20 protein-coding genes are annotated in these 15609 nt (G+C 70.0%); 3 read left to right on the forward strand and 17 right to left on the reverse strand.

The window, feature by feature from the left end; genetic code table 11:
- Window positions 1–67 precede the first annotated feature (67 nt).
- From G7Z13_RS33330 to G7Z13_RS11195, 3 genes are all read left to right on the forward strand, one after another.
- Complete coding sequence (locus tag G7Z13_RS33330; RefSeq protein WP_206313050.1) at window positions 68–715, forward strand: DUF6417 family protein; 648 nt, start codon at window positions 68–70, stop codon at window positions 713–715.
- Between the two features lie 46 nt (window positions 716–761).
- Window positions 762–986, forward strand: a complete 225-nt coding sequence (locus tag G7Z13_RS11190) for a hypothetical protein (RefSeq protein ID WP_165998324.1) — start codon at window positions 762–764, stop codon at window positions 984–986.
- A gap of 277 nt (window positions 987–1263) precedes the next feature.
- On the forward strand, window positions 1264–1578 hold the full coding sequence (locus G7Z13_RS11195; protein WP_165998325.1) for a DUF6300 family protein: 315 nt from the start codon (window positions 1264–1266) through the stop codon (window positions 1576–1578).
- Window positions 1579–1652: 74 nt separating this feature from the next.
- Here G7Z13_RS11195 and G7Z13_RS11200 read toward each other — a convergent pair whose 3' ends face one another.
- The 17 genes from G7Z13_RS11200 to G7Z13_RS11280 form a co-directional block, all read right to left on the reverse strand.
- Window positions 1653–2006: a hypothetical protein gene (locus G7Z13_RS11200; protein WP_165998327.1), complete on the reverse strand. Its 354-nt coding sequence runs from the start codon at window positions 2004–2006 to the stop codon at window positions 1653–1655.
- Complete coding sequence (locus G7Z13_RS11205) at window positions 2003–2188, reverse strand: hypothetical protein (protein ID WP_165998329.1); 186 nt, start codon at window positions 2186–2188, stop codon at window positions 2003–2005. The genes G7Z13_RS11200 and G7Z13_RS11205 overlap by 4 nt, the downstream gene beginning before the upstream one ends.
- A gap of 3 nt (window positions 2189–2191) precedes the next feature.
- Window positions 2192–3193 (reverse strand): N-acetylmuramoyl-L-alanine amidase, encoded by a 1002-nt coding sequence (locus G7Z13_RS33620; protein WP_240926178.1) that lies wholly within the window; start codon window positions 3191–3193, stop codon window positions 2192–2194.
- Entirely contained in the window at window positions 3193–3465 is a 273-nt protein-coding gene (locus tag G7Z13_RS11215; RefSeq protein WP_165998331.1) for a hypothetical protein, read from the reverse strand. Before G7Z13_RS11215 ends, G7Z13_RS33620 begins: the two co-directional genes overlap by 1 nt.
- A 20-nt stretch (window positions 3466–3485) precedes the next feature.
- Window positions 3486–3983: a hypothetical protein gene (locus tag G7Z13_RS11220; RefSeq protein ID WP_165998333.1), complete on the reverse strand. Its 498-nt coding sequence runs from the start codon at window positions 3981–3983 to the stop codon at window positions 3486–3488.
- Window positions 3980–4456, reverse strand: a complete 477-nt coding sequence (locus G7Z13_RS11225; protein ID WP_165998335.1) for a hypothetical protein — start codon at window positions 4454–4456, stop codon at window positions 3980–3982. The genes G7Z13_RS11220 and G7Z13_RS11225 overlap by 4 nt, the downstream gene beginning before the upstream one ends.
- A 13-nt stretch (window positions 4457–4469) precedes the next feature.
- On the reverse strand, window positions 4470–6764 hold the full coding sequence (locus G7Z13_RS11230) for a carbohydrate binding domain-containing protein (RefSeq protein ID WP_165998337.1): 2295 nt from the start codon (window positions 6762–6764) through the stop codon (window positions 4470–4472).
- A gap of 16 nt (window positions 6765–6780) precedes the next feature.
- Window positions 6781–10464, reverse strand: a complete 3684-nt coding sequence (locus G7Z13_RS11235; protein WP_240926179.1) for a hypothetical protein — start codon at window positions 10462–10464, stop codon at window positions 6781–6783.
- Window positions 10465–10610: 146 nt separating this feature from the next.
- Window positions 10611–11105: a hypothetical protein gene (locus tag G7Z13_RS11240; protein WP_165998339.1), complete on the reverse strand. Its 495-nt coding sequence runs from the start codon at window positions 11103–11105 to the stop codon at window positions 10611–10613.
- A gap of 13 nt (window positions 11106–11118) precedes the next feature.
- Window positions 11119–11637 carry a hypothetical protein gene (locus G7Z13_RS11245; RefSeq protein WP_240926180.1) on the reverse strand — a complete coding sequence of 173 codons (519 nt, stop codon included), beginning with the start codon at window positions 11635–11637 and terminating at the stop codon, window positions 11119–11121.
- Window positions 11638–11667: 30 nt separating this feature from the next.
- Window positions 11668–12663: a phage tail tube protein gene (locus G7Z13_RS11250; protein WP_165998340.1), complete on the reverse strand. Its 996-nt coding sequence runs from the start codon at window positions 12661–12663 to the stop codon at window positions 11668–11670.
- The gene (locus G7Z13_RS11255; RefSeq protein ID WP_165998342.1) at window positions 12663–12860 is read right to left on the reverse strand and encodes a hypothetical protein; all 198 of its coding nucleotides are present in this window, start codon (window positions 12858–12860) and stop codon (window positions 12663–12665) included. Before G7Z13_RS11255 ends, G7Z13_RS11250 begins: the two co-directional genes overlap by 1 nt.
- A 30-nt stretch (window positions 12861–12890) precedes the next feature.
- Entirely contained in the window at window positions 12891–13361 is a 471-nt protein-coding gene (locus G7Z13_RS11260; protein WP_165998344.1) for a hypothetical protein, read from the reverse strand.
- On the reverse strand, window positions 13362–14192 hold the full coding sequence (locus G7Z13_RS11265) for a hypothetical protein (protein WP_165998346.1): 831 nt from the start codon (window positions 14190–14192) through the stop codon (window positions 13362–13364).
- Window positions 14193–14195: 3 nt separating this feature from the next.
- Window positions 14196–14828 (reverse strand): hypothetical protein, encoded by a 633-nt coding sequence (locus G7Z13_RS11270; protein WP_165998348.1) that lies wholly within the window; start codon window positions 14826–14828, stop codon window positions 14196–14198.
- 28 nt (window positions 14829–14856) lie between these two features.
- Window positions 14857–15273, reverse strand: a complete 417-nt coding sequence (locus G7Z13_RS11275) for a hypothetical protein (RefSeq protein WP_165998350.1) — start codon at window positions 15271–15273, stop codon at window positions 14857–14859.
- Entirely contained in the window at window positions 15270–15533 is a 264-nt protein-coding gene (locus G7Z13_RS11280) for a hypothetical protein (protein WP_165998352.1), read from the reverse strand. Before G7Z13_RS11280 ends, G7Z13_RS11275 begins: the two co-directional genes overlap by 4 nt.
- Window positions 15534–15609: the final 76 nt, after the last annotated feature.

Here is a 15609-nt window from a genome sequence, read left to right on the forward strand (position 1 = left end):
TCGGCCAGCGCATTGGGTGACCAATCCCCTACTGTCTGCTTTCATCGACGGTGAGGGTGAGGTGAGGATGAGCGACAGGCGGACCCTGTTGGCCGCACTGCGGTCCTTTCACAAGCGCGAGCAAGCAGCCGCCCACGGCTGGGTACTGGACAGCGACCTGGGCCCCGAGCAACGGCGGGCAGTGAAGTCCGCAGCGAAGCAGGGTCTTGTGACGTTCGCGTCTATCGAGGAGCGAGCGGCGCTGCCCATGGAACGACGGGTGGCGTGGGCCGCCCGGCTCTCCCCTCTCGGTCAGGACGTGCTCGCCTACGCGGACGCCGGTCCGGCGCCAGCACCGATCCCCGATCAGCCAGCGCCGGGCGAGCTGCTGGTGCAACTCCGTCCTGCTCAGATGGACGCGCTGCGCCAGTACGTCAACCTTGGGGACCGGCTGCACCATCCCCCGGCGAAGGAACTGAGCGAGCGGGTCCGGGCCGCCCGCTTCAGTGGCCCGGACAACCGGTGGCGACTGATCCTGACACCCGAGCAAATGGCGTCCGTGGCGTACGCGTTCCATCTGCGCTCCCTGGGCGGTTCCGCTGCGGAAGCGAACCAGTTCGGCCGGGATTACGGCCTCGTCTACCGGCCGGATCCCACGACCGGCAGACCGAAGCTGATCTCCGTACGGACTGGCCGGTCGATGAGTTATCCACAGGCCCGCCTCAAGCAGGCATGACCGTCGTACGGTGCTTCCCTAGCAGATCACGAGCACGGGGTGCGTGATGACGTACAGGGTGGACTTGGTGCCGCGGGTGGAAGCGGTCCTGGAGGAACTGCCCGAGTCGGGCCACCAGGAGGTCATAGGACTGATCGCCGCCGTGCTCGTGCAGTCGGAGGTGTGGCCGGCGCCTGGTGGCTGGGACGTAGCCTTCGGGGCGCGGTCGTGGGTGGCCTTCACTACGTACGCGGACGGGATCGAGGTGTACGACGTGGGCTGGGCTGGCTGAGCGGCCATGCAGGCTGTTCAGCTCGGTGCCCCGGCCTGCGACGGGGGGAGCGCGGCCGGGGCACCGATGCAGCGCCCCTGCGTTGCCTCGCGCGAGGGGACGCCCCATCGCCCCCGGGAGGCGCCGGTACCCGGAAGGGGACGCCGGTGAGGCGATGGAGCGACCACAATGCGCCAAGGTGGCCTGAACGGCAATAGGTTGAGCGGATGTTTGCGACCCTCTTGACGGCATTCGCCCCACGGTCGTTAGATGGCCGCCCCAAGGCAGGGGGGTTGAAATGCGCCACGAAGTCCACCGTGTTCCCAGCCAGCCGCCGTGCGCGCGATGCGGCGCCGATGAAGTGATCGTCAGTGGGCAGATGCCCGTCACCGACGCGTTCGGGCAACCGGTCGTCATCCAGCTCTGTCGGCTGTGCGACGCCGACGCAGCCGCTGGGGGCCCGCTGGTGAAGTTCTTCCGTGAGGGCGGCGGTCATGACCCGGCGCGGATGGAAGAGGCCTCCGAGCTGATGCTCGCCTGGCAGGAGGAAGCCATGGCCGCGCGCGGATTCAGGAGGATGCCCATGCCGGGGGGCGGGCCGAGCCTCAACTGAACCGGCGCTGCTCCGGGCACGCCGAAGAGCCCCCGCCGTCGGCCCATCAGGGCGGACGGCGGGGGCTTCTTGCTTCAGCGGGTGACGATGAGGCCGATGACGCTGGCGAGCAGGGCGCCAATGGTGGCCAGTGCGCCGAGCACCGGCAGGGGGAAGCGGCGCTCCTCCAGGGCCTCGACCTTCGCTCGGAGGGGCCTGACCTCCTCGTCTCGGATCTTCTGGAGTTCCCCTTCCATGTCGGCCCTCAGCTGGCGGACGTGCGCGTCGGTGTCGGCGCGCAGCTGCCGGACATCTGCGGTGTTGCGGTCCGTGCGCTCGACGAGGACTCCGAGGGTGCCCTTGATCTGCTCCAGGCCCGTGTGGATCTCCCCTCGTAGCTGAGCGATCTCGACCGCGATGTTGGTCGTCGGGTCCGGGGCCGCGGTCATGCCGGGTCCTTCGGCTCCCGGTTCGGCACCCGCCATACGGCCCCGAGCGCGCCCAGCGCGACCAGCAGGGCGGTGACGCCCTCGGCTTGCGTGACAACGCCGTCCTGCATCGCGGTCCCCAGGGATCCGCCGCCGGCGACGATGGCGGCGACGAACGCCTTGGCGTAGCGAGACACCCTCATGTGTCAGCCCTCCCCAGTGGTGATGTCCAGGTGCACGGTGACCTCGTCAGCGAGGGCCTCTCGTACGGCCGCGGCAAGCGCCTGCGGAGAGAGCTGCGCGGCGAGCTGCTTCAGGACGGCAACTGCTTCCCGGCTGTGCTCGGCGGTCGTCTGGAGCGTGTACTTGGGGGTCCAGGTCTTGTTCTGCTCGTAGTCCGCGTTGGCGTACGGGGGCCGGGCGGCGGGGATGACGTCGCGGCTCCAGATACGGTCGAGGTCGCCGTTCTCCAGCGCGCCGCCTCCGGCGAGCAGCTTCGCCACCACGGCGTCAGCGACACGCCTCACGTCGTCTTCGGTCAGGGCCACGTCGTCCTCCTGGTCGGGGTTCCAGTTCGGCGGGTGCTTCAGGCGCTCGGCGACGCGGGCGCGGAGGGTGGGCATGCGGACGTCGGCGCCGCCCGGCGCGGGGCGCGGGTCGACCTTGCCGGGCTGCCACTCCATGTGCCCGATGGTTGACGTGTGCGCGCTGCCGTCGGTCTGGCCCCAGCCGTGCGCGCGACACAGGGCGGCGGACGCGCGGACGATCGCGTCGACCTGCGCGGCGGGCCACGGGTCCTGGCCGTCGCCCAGGTTCTCGCACTCGAAGCCGTAGAAGTGCCGGTTGCCGTCCGTGCTCGCCTCGTTGTCGGCGGGCAGCGCTCGCTCGTCAATCACCGCGCGGAGCACGTCGGGGTCGCCGGCGCCGGCGTGGTTGGCGCGGCCGTAGCCGACGAGGTGGATGCGGCCGTCCTTGGTGATGACGCCGTGGCACAGCGGGCCCGGCAGGTTGGTGTAGCCCGTGCGGCAGAGTTCGACGGTGCGGGCGCTGCCGGAGGTGACGGTGTGGTGGATCATCACGCCGTGCACGGGACCCCAGGCGCCGGCCTGGTTGCGGTTGTGGTTGCGCCAGTCGCCGACCTCGACGACCGTGCAGCCTTCGTCACGCAGTGCCTGAAGGAAGCGTGCTGCGGTGAGCGGGGTGGCCATCACGCACGCTCCGGCCACGACCAGGTGCCGGGCTCTTTGCCCTGGTGGCGGGAGGTCGCCCAGTGGGTGCCCTCACCGTCCAGCAGCACCTTGAGGTTGCAGACGTCGGCCGGGTTGCCGGTGAAGTTGCGGACGATGACGGCCGGGTAGCGGTCGCCCTCGCGCACGTAGTTGCCGTTCAGGCCGTGGTGGTGGCGCTGCTGGGTTATGTGCCGTGCGTCGTCCTCCGTCAGCCGGTACAGGACGATGCGCCCAGGCGTCGGTGCGGGCATGATCAGCTCCGATCGGGGGGTCAGGCCGCGGCTTCGTAGACGAACGTCATGCGCAGCTGGGCGGTGTCTGCGAGGGTCTCGGGGCGGGTGGCGTTCATGAAGTCGATGCGGGTGTCCGTGGTCGAGCGGGCGAAGTGCGCGGACAGCGTCGTCGCGTTCGGGGAGATGACCGTCTGGCCGCCCCACCGGGCGGTGCCGAGGAGCTGAGCGGAGCCGACGTAGGTGGCGCCGGCGTTGGCGGCCTGGAACGGGATGGTCCAGTTGTAGTTGCCGCTGCCGTACGTGGTGGTGCTGCCCATGATCTGGTTGATGTGGGTGATGACCGTGCGGCCGATCTTCATGTGGCGGCCGGTCAGCGTGCCGTTGCCCAGTGACGGGTTGGTAGTGCTGGCGGTCCAGATGGGGTTGTACGTCGTCCACGCCGCGAACATCGAGTTGAACTGGTCGCGGATCTCAGTGTTGAGCTGCGCGGCGGTGACGACCTCGCCCACGACCCACGTCCTCGGCGCGAACGTCACGGTGCTCCCCCGGCCAGCGCCTCGCGGACGGCTTCCTCGACGGGCTGGGGTGCAGTGCCAGACTCGTCCCCGTCGGGCGGCCGGTTCCAGGGGTTGGGGTCGTCGTCCTGCCACCAGAACCGCTCGGACGGGAGGTCGCTGGCGACCGCGGCCTCGGCAGCCGCGGTGTCCTCCGGGAATGCGACGACGAACCAGCCCGCGCCGCACTCGGGGCACGCGAACCGCGGGTCCGTCGGTGTGACGACCTGAGCCGAGCCGCACGGGCAGTCCGCCACCCAGCGGCCGGCGTCGATCCGCGCCCACAGTTTGATACCCAGCAGGGTGCCGGACGGCGCCTCGATGCGGCGCTGCTGCCGCATCTCGTACCAGCGCAGGCACAGCTCGGCCGGTGGCACCAGAGCCCACTCGTCAGGGCGCAGTGGTGGGGGCGGCAGGTAGAAGTGCTCCGCCCGCTGCACGGGTATGTCCGGCACCGGCTCGCTCCTCTCAGTAGGCCAGGCGCGTCGTGGATCCGAGCACGCTGTAGGTGGGGTCGTCGAGGAACCACACGCTGTCGGTCTGTGCGCGGGACGTGTGGAAGTCGAGCAGGTGCTGACCTGCTGAGATCCGCTCGCTGTACCCCTCGACGACGAGGGTTGCTGTCGGCGCCGGCGCCTGGTCGGGCAGGCTGGTCAGCCCGATCACGGTGGACACGTCGGCGTCCAGCAGGGCCCGGTAGGTGGTCAGGGGCAGCGAGTACGCCTGGACCGGCACCTGGCGGATCTCCGGTGGTGGGTCCGCGTACCGGCTGACGAGCCAGTTCGAGGCGTCCGCCACGGAGTTGTCGCTGGTCTTCAGTAGCGTGAGGTTCCGCGGCTTTGGCCCGTAGGTGTCGACGGCGGCCTGGTTGACGATCCGCTGGGTGGCGCCTTCCGGCCTGGACGCCACCACGGTGTTGACCATCTTCTGGTCGTCGTCGAGCAGGTCCAGGTCGTCGGTCTCCAGGTCGGCGAAGGCCAGCGTCACCGCTGGCGTGGGGTTGTAGCGGAGTCCTCTGGATTGGAAGACCAGGCCGACCGAGGCGCGTGAGGCGAGCAGCTTGCCGCTCTCCGTGGTTTCGATCTCTCGCATGTGCGTCAGCGCGGACTGGCCGAGCTGGGCCTGGCTGGCCATCGGATCGAACGTTGACCCCTGGGTAGTGACGGAGAGACCGACGTAGGACGCGATGCGGGCCATGCGCGCCGACGCGGACTCTCCGACGTGCGCGGTGGTGCCGGTGGTGTAGTGCCCGGCGAGTTCGGTCGCCGTGATCGACCGGCAGTAGACGGCGACGTGCGAGATCGTCCCGGACCACAGGCGGGTGCCCGCGTAGCCGCCGACGGTGAGCATCCGCATGTCGGTGCCGTTGTAGGCGAACAGGTTGTACGTCGTGCCGTCGATGACAAGGTCGTTGGTGAACTCGTTGTAGACGAGGTGGTGGAGCTTGCCGTCGGCGAGGTTCGGGGTGGGGAACACGTAGGTCTGGGTGCCGTTGCCGCCCTGGTCCTTCTCCAGGGCGAGCTTGCCGGTGCCGGACTCCAGCAGGACCACGACGCGGGTGGAGGCGTCGGTCGAAGCGAGCGCCAGGAGCACGCGCCCGTTGGTCGACGTGGAGAACCACGCCTCGATGCGCGCCCGGAAGTTCACGTTGGCGTCGACCATGGACTGCCCCAGGTCGGCCGACAGGTACTTCCCCGCGGACGTGGACGACGGTGTGAACACCGGTGCGGGGCAGCTGTTCGGGCCCGTCCCGGCCGCGAAGTCCAGGGTGCCGCCGGTGCCCGCCTGGGTGACTGCGAGGGTGCCGACTCCCGCCGTGCCAGACAGGTCGCCAGCGCTCGCCGCATCGGATGCCTCGGTCAGCGGGTAGTACGCGGTGGGCCTGTCCAGGAGGACCTCCTGCGACAGCATCGGCAGCAGCTCCCGCTCCAGGTCGCTCCACTTGAACACGTCCGTGCAGGTGACGGTCACCTTGGATTGCAGGCCCTGCCACTTGACGGGCCAGGAGTTGACCATGCCGACGTAGCGGGGGTGGATCTGCGCGCCGTCGACCAGCGTCTCCGCCGACGGCATGCTCCCCTCCTCCACCTGCACGCCGTCGATCCACACCTGGTGACCGGCCGTCGGGGTGGTGAAGGAGCGCACGCCGATCACGTGCTGAGGAGCGGTCGCCGTGAACGTCACCTGAATGCGCTGCCAGGTGTCGGTGAGCGTCGAGGCGGCGCCGTCGGCGACACCTCCGACCCGCAGGTGCACGTGGGTGCCGCCCGCCGGGACCCACACCCACGCGCTCGCGGTGTAGGTGGCGCCGATGTCCAGGCCGTACACCGTGGTGTGCGCGGTCTGCCCGCTCACCCCGACGCCGCCGAAGGTCAGCAGCATGCTCTGGGTGCCGACCTTCGCGCGCGCCGTGGACGGGTCGATCGTGGGGGTCGCCGACTTCGACCAGTCCGCGAGACCGCTCTCGAACGAGGGGTTCGTGATCAAGTTGCGGTCTGCGGTGACGACGCGCAGCCTGATCGGCACGTTCTTCTTGACGTTCGGGTAATACGGCGACGTCGTCCGGTCGGACGTGAACCGCCCGTCCGCGTTGTCGAGGACCAGTGACGCCGTGCCAGGCTGCGTCTCCGAGAGTTCGTCCTGGGCGCCGCGCTCGATGCTGACCCCGGCGAGCATGTCGACGTACTGGGTGATGTCCGTCCACACCGGCGAGGCGGAGGTGATGCTGTAGCCGAAGGCCACCTCAGCGATCAGCCGCACCACGCGTCCCTCCCCCCTCTCAGGCCAAGCCCAGGGCGCCGCCGCCCATGTCGCGCTTCAGCTGGAGCAGGCCCTTACGGACGGTGCGCCACACCTCGTGGGGGTCGGTCGCCGGGCCGGTCTCGACATGCAGGTGGACGATCATCGTCGCGCCGCCCCCGCCGGCGGCGGGCCGGCCGATGACCGGCCGGGCCGCGGCAACGCGCCCGGTCACCACGCCGAGGGCCCGGTCGAGTACAGGCATGCCGTCGACCAGGCCACGGGCCAGGCCCTCGGTGGAGTAGACGCCGAGCTGCGCCATGACCGCCGAGGGGCTCTTGATCCCGAGCGCCTTCTTGATCGCCCGCTGCATGCCCCGAGCGATGTCGATCATGAGCTTTTCGATCGACTTCTTCTGGCCCTCCAGCCCCTTCAGGAAGCCCTTGCCCGCGTTCTTGCCGGAGTCGTAGAGGAGGTCGGCCCCGGTCCTGCCGAGGTCGGTGGTGCTCTTGTCGAGCTGCGACTGGAGCCTGTTGATCTGCGTGAAGGTGGCGCGGTCCGCCCCGACCAGCGCGCTGGCGTACGCGTAGCCCGCCTCGGGCCCCATGTTCAGGATCTGCCTCAGCAGACCTTTGCTCAGGCCCCGCTTGGCGAGGATCTTGATGTAGGCGGTGAACTGCTTGATCTGCGACAGTTTCTGCGCCAGCCCGCCCTTGATCCCGCCGGCGGTGACCTGCTCGGCGTCCATGCCGAGGTTGGACAACGAGGACTGGTCCCGCGCGGTCTTGGTGACGTCGCCCGCGTAGGCCTTGGCCTCGGCGATCCGAGCGGCGATCTTGTCCCGTTTGCTCGCGTAGTCCAGCAGCTTCTTCGTCTGCCGGTCGACCATCCGCAGCAGGTCGCGCTCCTTCTTACCGGAGAACGCGGTGCGGATGTCGTTGGCGAGGTCCTTGGAGACGGACTTGATCTTGTCGCGGGAGCCGGTCAGGCCCTTGATGAACCCGGCCGCGATGTCCTTGGCGAGCGCCGCGGTCTTCTTCGAGGGCGAGGCGATCTCCAGCTCGGCCTTCACGCCGTCCGTGACCGCGGCCGCCATGCGTCGCGCGGCGGCGTGCACGGCGCCAGTGCCGCCTGCCATGCCGCTGATCAGCCCTTGCGCCACCGCGGTGCCGGCGGCGCCCGCGCCACCGCCGGCAGCGAGCCGACCGGCGCTTCGCGTGCCGTTCAGGAGCGCTGACGTGGTCTGCGCATCGAAGACCCGGGCGGCCTGCCCGAACACAACCAGCTCCGGGCCCTCTTCGCCGACCAGCGCCAGCTCGCCCGCCTTCGGCGTGCCGCCCTCCGCGTACCGGCCGGACGGGCCCAGGAAGTTGGCGCCGTCGCTCCGGTAGTGGACCGTCACCGTCTTGCTGCTGGGCAGGCTGGCCAGCTGGGACTGGGCTGCGGAGATCTTCCGCTGCCAGTCGGCGATGTTGGCCGTCAGCGACGCCCGCTTGCTGCCCTTGGCCGTCTTCAGCTGGTGCTCGGCCTGTGCGACGCGCGCCCGCCACACGTCGATGTCCGCGGTCAGCTTCGCCCGCTTGTCGCCCTTGGCGCGCTTCAGCTGTGCCTCGGCCTCCGCGACCTTCGTCTTCCAGTTCAGGATGTCCGCGGTGAGCTTGGCTTTCTTGTCGCCCTTGGCCGTCTTCAGCTGCTTCTCGGCAGCCGAGATCTTCGACTTCCAGTCGGAGATGTCTGCCCGGAGCATCGCCGTCTTGTTCGGCGTCTTCAGGATCTGGTCCGCCAGCTGCCGGGCCTGGGTCTCGGTGAGGCCCATCTGGATGGCGTTCTTGATGAGCTGCTGGCGGCCACGCTCGTAGATCCCGCTGACCTTGGACCAGGAGTCGCCGTTCTCCCGGGCCGCCGCCGCAGCCTCGTCGGTCCTGGCTGCCAGGTCGTTCAAAGCCTGCGCCGCGTTGCGGGCCTTCTCCGAGTTCAGGTTGAGCCTGCCGCCCGACATGGACAGCGCGCCGGCGTTGTCCTTCGCCGCCTGGGCGGCCGCATCGACGGCCGCCTCGAACGCGATCATCCCGCCGAGGCCCTGGCGCTGCACGTTGTTGAGGGCCTGGATGCTCTGCCTCAGACCGTCGGCGGACAGCTTCTGCGCGGCCAGCGCCTTCTGCGTCTGCTGCGCCTGCTTCCCGAACAGGCCCATCGACTGGGCCGTCAGCTCGGCCTCGAACTTGGCGTCCTCCAGAGCGGACTTGTACTCGTCCAGCTGCTTGGTGAACTCCTTGGTGTCCTTGCCGCCCTTGCCGTACTCGGCCGCCAGCCTCTTCAGCGCCGCGGCGGCAAGGTCGGCCTCCCCGTTCTTGACGAGGCCAGCCAGCGCCTTGTCGATCGCGTCGAGGTTCTCCTTTGCCTCCTTGACCGGCGTGCTGTCCCAGTCGCCCAGGCCCCCCAACGTGACGATGAACTGCTGCACCTTGTCAGCGGTCGACGGGTCCGTCAGGCTACGGACCTTGCCGTACAGGCCGTCGAGGTCGGTACCGAAAGCCTTGGCGGCCTCGCCGGTGACCCTGCCCTGAGCGCCGAGCTGGCGCAGCGATTCGGTCAGTCTGTCGACGTCCGGCGGTGCCTCCCTGCCGATCTGGGACAGCTCGACCAGGGCGAGAGCCAGCAGCCCGATCCCGGTCGCCGCCACGGCCATGCGCGCCTTCAGGCTCAACGCCATGAACATCGCGTTCAGCGTGCCCACCGCGCCGGACGCGCCGATCGCCGCCGTGCCCATGGCAGCGATCTGCGCGCGCACGATCGCGTACGCGCCGGCCGCCAGTTGGAGGCCTCTGCTGGCGAGACTGACCGCGCGGATCGCCACGGCCATCTGCAACAGGGTGGTGATGAGACCCACGGGCAGGGAGGCAACGACCTTCGCTGCGGCGTTGGCGACCTGGAGCAGGCCGACGCCGACACCAGAGGCGGCCTGGAGGAGGTGGACCGCGGCGGTCGCGATCTGGGTGAGCGTGTCGCCGACGAGGGGCCCCTGCTCGCGGGCGAAGTCCATGAAGTCGCGGATGCCGCCGCCGATCTCGCCGGTGTCGGAGACGCGCGACAGGTGCACCACACCGTCGACGGCCTTGCGTACCGAGCCGACCGCGAACCGCTCCACCTTGTCCATGAACCGGTCGAAGCCGGGGGTCTGCATGCCGCCGCCGGCGACCGTCATCAGCCGGTCCAGTTCGTCCGACGTCCCCCGGACGAGACCGCGGGTGTGGGGCAGCAGGGCGCTGAAGACACCCAGGCTCTTCGTGACGACGGGCATGGTGTCGTCGGCGAGCTGGTCGGAGTACTCGCGGTACTCCCGCTTGAAGACGGTCAGGGCGGCCGCCGCCTCGCGGGTGGCGGGCGGCATCTTCGCCAGTGTCCGCTGGCGGGCAAGATCAGCTGTGGCCGCTTGCTCGGAGGCGGCCCCGTACTCGGCGACGGCCTCCTTGTACTTCTTCTGTGCCTGGGAGGCTTCGCTGAGGTGGCTGATCTGCCCGCCGACCGCCAGGCCGAACGCGGCCACCGCGACGCCGGCGCCAGCGATCGCGCCGGCGAACGGAGCGATGGACGCAGCGGCGGGGATGGCCGCACCGAAGGCGGCGAGCTTCTTCTCGGCGCTCTTCGCCGAGTTGCCTGCCCGGTCCAGGACGCGTGACAGGCGGTCGCGACCTTCGAGGATGAAGGTCATGGTCTCCGCCACGGGGGGTCACCCCCCTTCGGCCTCCTCGGCCTGTACGGCGGCAGCCTGGGCGGCCTGATGGCGCTGGACGAAGATGACGGCCTGGTAGAACCGGTGGCGTGGCAGGGCCCCGAGTTCGGTGGGGCCGACGTGCAGGAGCTGGGCGATCAGGGGCCAGTACTGGTCGAAGAGGTCGCCGATCCGTCCTTCGGGGCGGCGGACGTACTCGACGCCGTCACCGGGCGGGCGGGCGCCGGGGCCTGTGCTTTTGGGTCCGCCATCTCGGCCAGGGCCCGGTCCACGTCGGCTGGGTCGTGTGCGAGGACCCGCAGGTTCTTGGCAGCGTCGTCGATCGCGTCGGCGCCGATCTGGAGCTGCACGCCTTCCAGAAGGTCGAGGATCTCCTCGTACTCGAGGCGGGCCTTCAGCCGCTTCTTCCACTGGGCGAGGCTGAAGTCGGCGAAGCGCAGGCCCGGGGTCTGACGGCGCCGGAACACCCAGATGATCGCGGACATGACCGCGGGCTTCTGTGACTTCAGGGCGGTCTCGACGTCGTCCCACTCCATGCCGGTGACCCGTTCGACCTCGGCCGACTCGATGGTCGCCAGGTCGTTCGTGGAGTACTCCTCGACCCGGTCGTCGTGGGCGTAGGAGACGATCATGTGGTGCTCGCTTTCAGCCGCCGAGGCGGCGCTTGACGTCGTCGAGGATGCGTGCCACGTCCGCGCGCAGGCGGGGCATGTGCGGGCGGATGGTGTTGAACCACCAGTTCTTGGTGGCGTACTGGTTGACCCAGCCGCCGCGGTGCTTGTTGCCGAAGGTGGGGTGCCGCCAGCGGCCCTCGTTGGTGTTCTTCGGCATGGACCGCCAGCCGGGCGGCAGGCGGCCGGGGTCGGACCACAGGCGGGCGCCGCCGCTGCTGGTCACCGACAGGCGGATCGAGTTCGCGATCGTCGCGCGCAGCGGCGGCCCGTCCGTCTTCGGCCGCCGCCGGCCGTCCTTGCTGCCGGGCCCCCAGATGCGGAGGTTGCGGGCGGTGCTCTGGAGGTCGCGGTGGATCGGCTGGGCGGCGCGCCGGATCCGGCGGTTGAGGTTGTCGCGCAGCTGCGGGCCGCCCGCGCGCTCCAGGCGCCGCTGGAGGTCGGTCAGCTGCTGCGTGTTGGTGATCCAGAAGTAGCGCTGTCCCTGAGCCACGACCGTCCCTCCCCGTGTTGGCGCGCGCGGTCAGAGGGTCGTGTCGGTGGACATGATCTCGATGGTGATCGGGGTGTTGGTCTCGTCGTCGTCGACCTCGAAGTTGTAGGTCGCGTTGACGATGCCGGGTCCGTCCACGGTCGGGGTGTCGCCGGTGAAGAAGATCGCCGGGGTCTTGAAGCTGACCCTCTCGTTGTGGGTGGCCTCGATGAGGTCGCCGGTGAAGTCCACCACCATGGACGTGCCGGTGGAGTTGTGGAAGCGGTCGGCGAAGTCGGCCTTGTTCTCGTAGTCGACCTCGACCGAGCCGGTGATCTTCGTCCAGTCGTTCAGCAGCGGCTCGCTCTTCTTGCCCGCGTTGCCGAAGTAGAAGCGTTCGGTGTCCAGGCCGCGCTCGATCTTCAGCGACCACTTCTTGACGCCGGACACCGACGCCTCGGAGCCGACCGCGCCCAGCTTGATCACGCCCTGGGCGAAGTGGAACGGCTTCAGGCCCGTGGTGTACGAGGGCGCCACCAGCGACTGCGTCTCCGACAGCTCCCGGCAGTCCCACTCGGTCGCCACCATCAGATGGCCGCCGACCTCGCACGAGAACTCCAGGCTCTTGACCTTGCAGCCGAGGAACGTGTGCGGGCGGACGGTGCCGCCCGTGTCCGGGACACCGGCCTGCCACGTGCAGAACTTGCCCGCCGGGTCCTGGAGCGTGTGCGTCTGGAGGTACGCCGTGGTCGTGGCCTGCTGCACGGGCGTGACGGTGCCGCCCATCAGCAGGTTGACCAGGCGGCCCATGCCCTTGTGGTAGACCTCGCTGGTGAACTGGCCCTCCGCCGAGTGGTGGGTCAGCACGCGGCGGGTCTTCCGCTTGAGCATCTTGCCCGCGGCCAGGCCGCCGGCCTGCGCGTAGTTCGGGACCTTCTTGAACGGGAAGCTGTCGAGCGGGTGCCACCGGGTGGGCGCCGCGTACGTCCCGTATGTGGTCTCCATGGCCATGCCGAGCGAACCGCCCAGGCCCGAGCCGATCGCCATCAGACGTCACCTTCCTTCGCGGCCCGCTTCACCGCGGGCTTCGGCTTGGGGGGTTCGACGGTCTGCCAGATGTCCTGGCAGACGTAGGCCTCGAACTGGTCGTCGGGGATGGTGACGACTTCGTCGGGCTGGACAGTGCGGTGGCCGAGCCACGGCACGATGCGCGGCTCGGCGTCGGCAAGGCGGACCTTCGCCATGGCTCTCCTTGAGGTGCGGGCTGGGAGGGGTCAGATACGGGCTTGGCAGGTGACACGGAAGGCGATGCCGACCGTCGCTCCCCGGTCGGTCTGCTGCTGGAGCAGGGAGCCCTGGGTGATCCCGCTGAACAGGACGGCCCCGCCCAGGTTCGGCGCGGACGGGTTGCCGCCGGAGGCGCGCAGATCGTTCTCGCACGCGGCGAACAGCTCGAAGGCGCGGGCGCGGCGGGCGTTGATGTCGAAGTCGCCGGTCCACGCCTCCAGGTAGCACAGGACGTCGAACCGCTCGTCGCGGGTGTGGCCGCCGATGTGCGCGAAGTCCTGCTGCATCTCGACGGCCAGGCCGTTCTCCGTGTTCGGCTGCCAGCCCACGAAGACGAGGTCCTGCACCTTGGTGAGGTCGCCGGTCGTGGGCCCGTCGAGGACCAGGACGCCGGGCAGGGCCGCAGTCCACCGGGTCACGAGCGCCTCGATCGCCGCGGGGATCCGTGAGGTCGCCATCTACGCCACCCCCGGCGGCAGTCGGTCGTCGAGGAGCAGTTCGAGCGCCCGGTTGGGTACCGCGAACCCCAGGCCGGGGATGGGCTCGGTGACGGCGTAGTCGTCCATGCCGCCGGGCGCCGGACGCCCTATGCCGCCGCCCTGCGTGCGCCACAGGTGCTGGAGGATGATCCGCGCCGCGTGGCTGATGTTCGCTCGGATGGTGGTCCGGCCGGCGACGTAGATGACGCGCAGCGGTCCGACCAGGAGGCCGCCGTCCTTGCGGCGCACGATGCCGGCCTCACCGTCCAGGTCCAGGTCCGCGACGGCGTAGGAGGTTCCGCCGGTGAGCACCGCGGTGACGGCCGTCACGGAGATGACGGGGGTCTTGCGCAGGGCCAGTGTGCGAGCGGACGCCCGGTCGTGAACCTCTGTGACGGTACGGCGGGCGACCGGCCCGACGAAGAACTCCACGGCGGCCGTGGCCGCCTCGACCCAGCCGCGCAGCTCCTCATCGTGGGTGGTGACCGTCGCCGGCATGTTCACGTGCTTACGCGCATCCGCGAGCGAGAAGATCAGCGGCGGGGCGGCCTCACGGACATCGAACACGTCCGTGTACGCGCCCGCGTTGATGCCGGTGGCGACCCATCGCACGACGTGCCGCCCGGGCTGCACGGTGGCGTAGTCGTACTGGTAGGTGCCCGTCGAGACCGGGGTGACCGGGTTCACCGAGACCGTGGTGTTGTCCGGGAGGGTCAGCGTGAGCGCCATGGATCCCGCGTTGGCCAGGTTCCCGGAGCCGTCCCGCACGGTTGTGCCGAGCGGGACGACGTCGCCGAGATCGAAGGGCACCGCTCACCCCCCGCTGATCATTGAGCCGGTCCGCTCCAGTGCAGCCACTGCCGATCCCGAACGGAGTGAGTCGGCGATGCTGCCCGGGCGGGTGATGTTGAGGTTCTCGACCTCGGCGAAGTCGTTGGTTCCGGTGTCGCGGTGGGCTTCCATCAGCAGCGACAGGTTGGTCTGTGCCGTCCAGGCCGGGGCCGTCGCCGTACGCCGCACGGTCCAGGACAGCCCGTCCGCGGAGGTCTCCCACCGCAAGGTGCCCGCGTCCTCCCGCAGTCGGACCCAGGCGTGCTGCACGGGGTCGTACACCGGGAAGGCAGCGCCGCCGTCGGCGTACCCGACCCGCAGGTAGAGGCCCATCGCGCCCTGCGCGCGGTCGATGAGGAACCCGGCGTCCGTCCCCGGCAGGTCGCTCAGCACGAGGAAGGAGACGGCAGCCGATGCGCCGCCGCCCGCGGCCGGCGGGTAGATGCGGGCGGCGACCTGGGACCAGGCCAGGGTGTAGATGCTGGCCGACCGGTACGCGGCGTAGCCCGTGGTGCACGGGATCCGCGCCCGGCCGCCGGCCTCCACCGGGTCGCCGTACGACTGCGACCACAGCACCGGATCCCGCACGTTGTCATTGAAGTCGTCGACAAGCATCCCGAAGCCGGGCATATCTCAGCCCCGGTCAGGTGTGGCTGACCGGGCCGCGGCGCGGTTCGCCGAGCAGGATGACCGCGCCGAGCGTGCCGCCTCCGGTGGCGCCGGCCGTGGTCACCGACACCCGCAGGTAGCGGCGCTCCCCGGTGTAGCCGATGACGAACAGCTTGTCGTCGTCGGTGGCTCCGATCGCGGGCTCGGTGCCCTGAAGGTACTGGTCCGCAACGGCGGTGAACGTCGAGTTGTCGTCGGAGTCCTGCACCTCGATGGTGTGGGTGCCGTCGGTGATGGTGCCGGTGTGGACCACGACCATCGCCGAGCGGTGCATGTCGCCGCCGACGTTGCGGTCCACGCTGGCGCCGTTGACCGTGGCGTTCGCGGTGCGGGACGCGATCGCCAGCGACGCGCGCGGGGTGACGTTGGTGTAGACGGTGCGCTTGCTCACTGCTTGTCCCCCTCCTGCGCGCCGCCCTTGCCGCGTCCGCGGCGGGCCGGTGGCCGGGTGACGGTCCGCTGCTCGCCGGGGTTGGCGGTCGCCTGCTCGACGCCGCGCCGAGCGGTGGGCGCGGCGCGGCGGGCGCGGCGCTTGGCCATGTACTCCTCCACCGGCTCGAAGGCCTCGGGGCGCACCTTGTACACGTCCTCGTCGTCCTCGACGAGGTCGCCGATGTGGATGCTGACCCTGGCTCCGCCGATGCGCGTCACGAACGCTTCGTGACACCTGTGAATCGCCATGAGTTGTGTCCTCTCGGGGGACGGGAGCCCGCTGCGGAGCGGGCTC

The sequence above is a fragment of the Streptomyces sp. JB150 genome, from assembly GCF_011193355.1.
GTDB lineage: Bacteria > Actinomycetota > Actinomycetes > Streptomycetales > Streptomycetaceae > Streptomyces.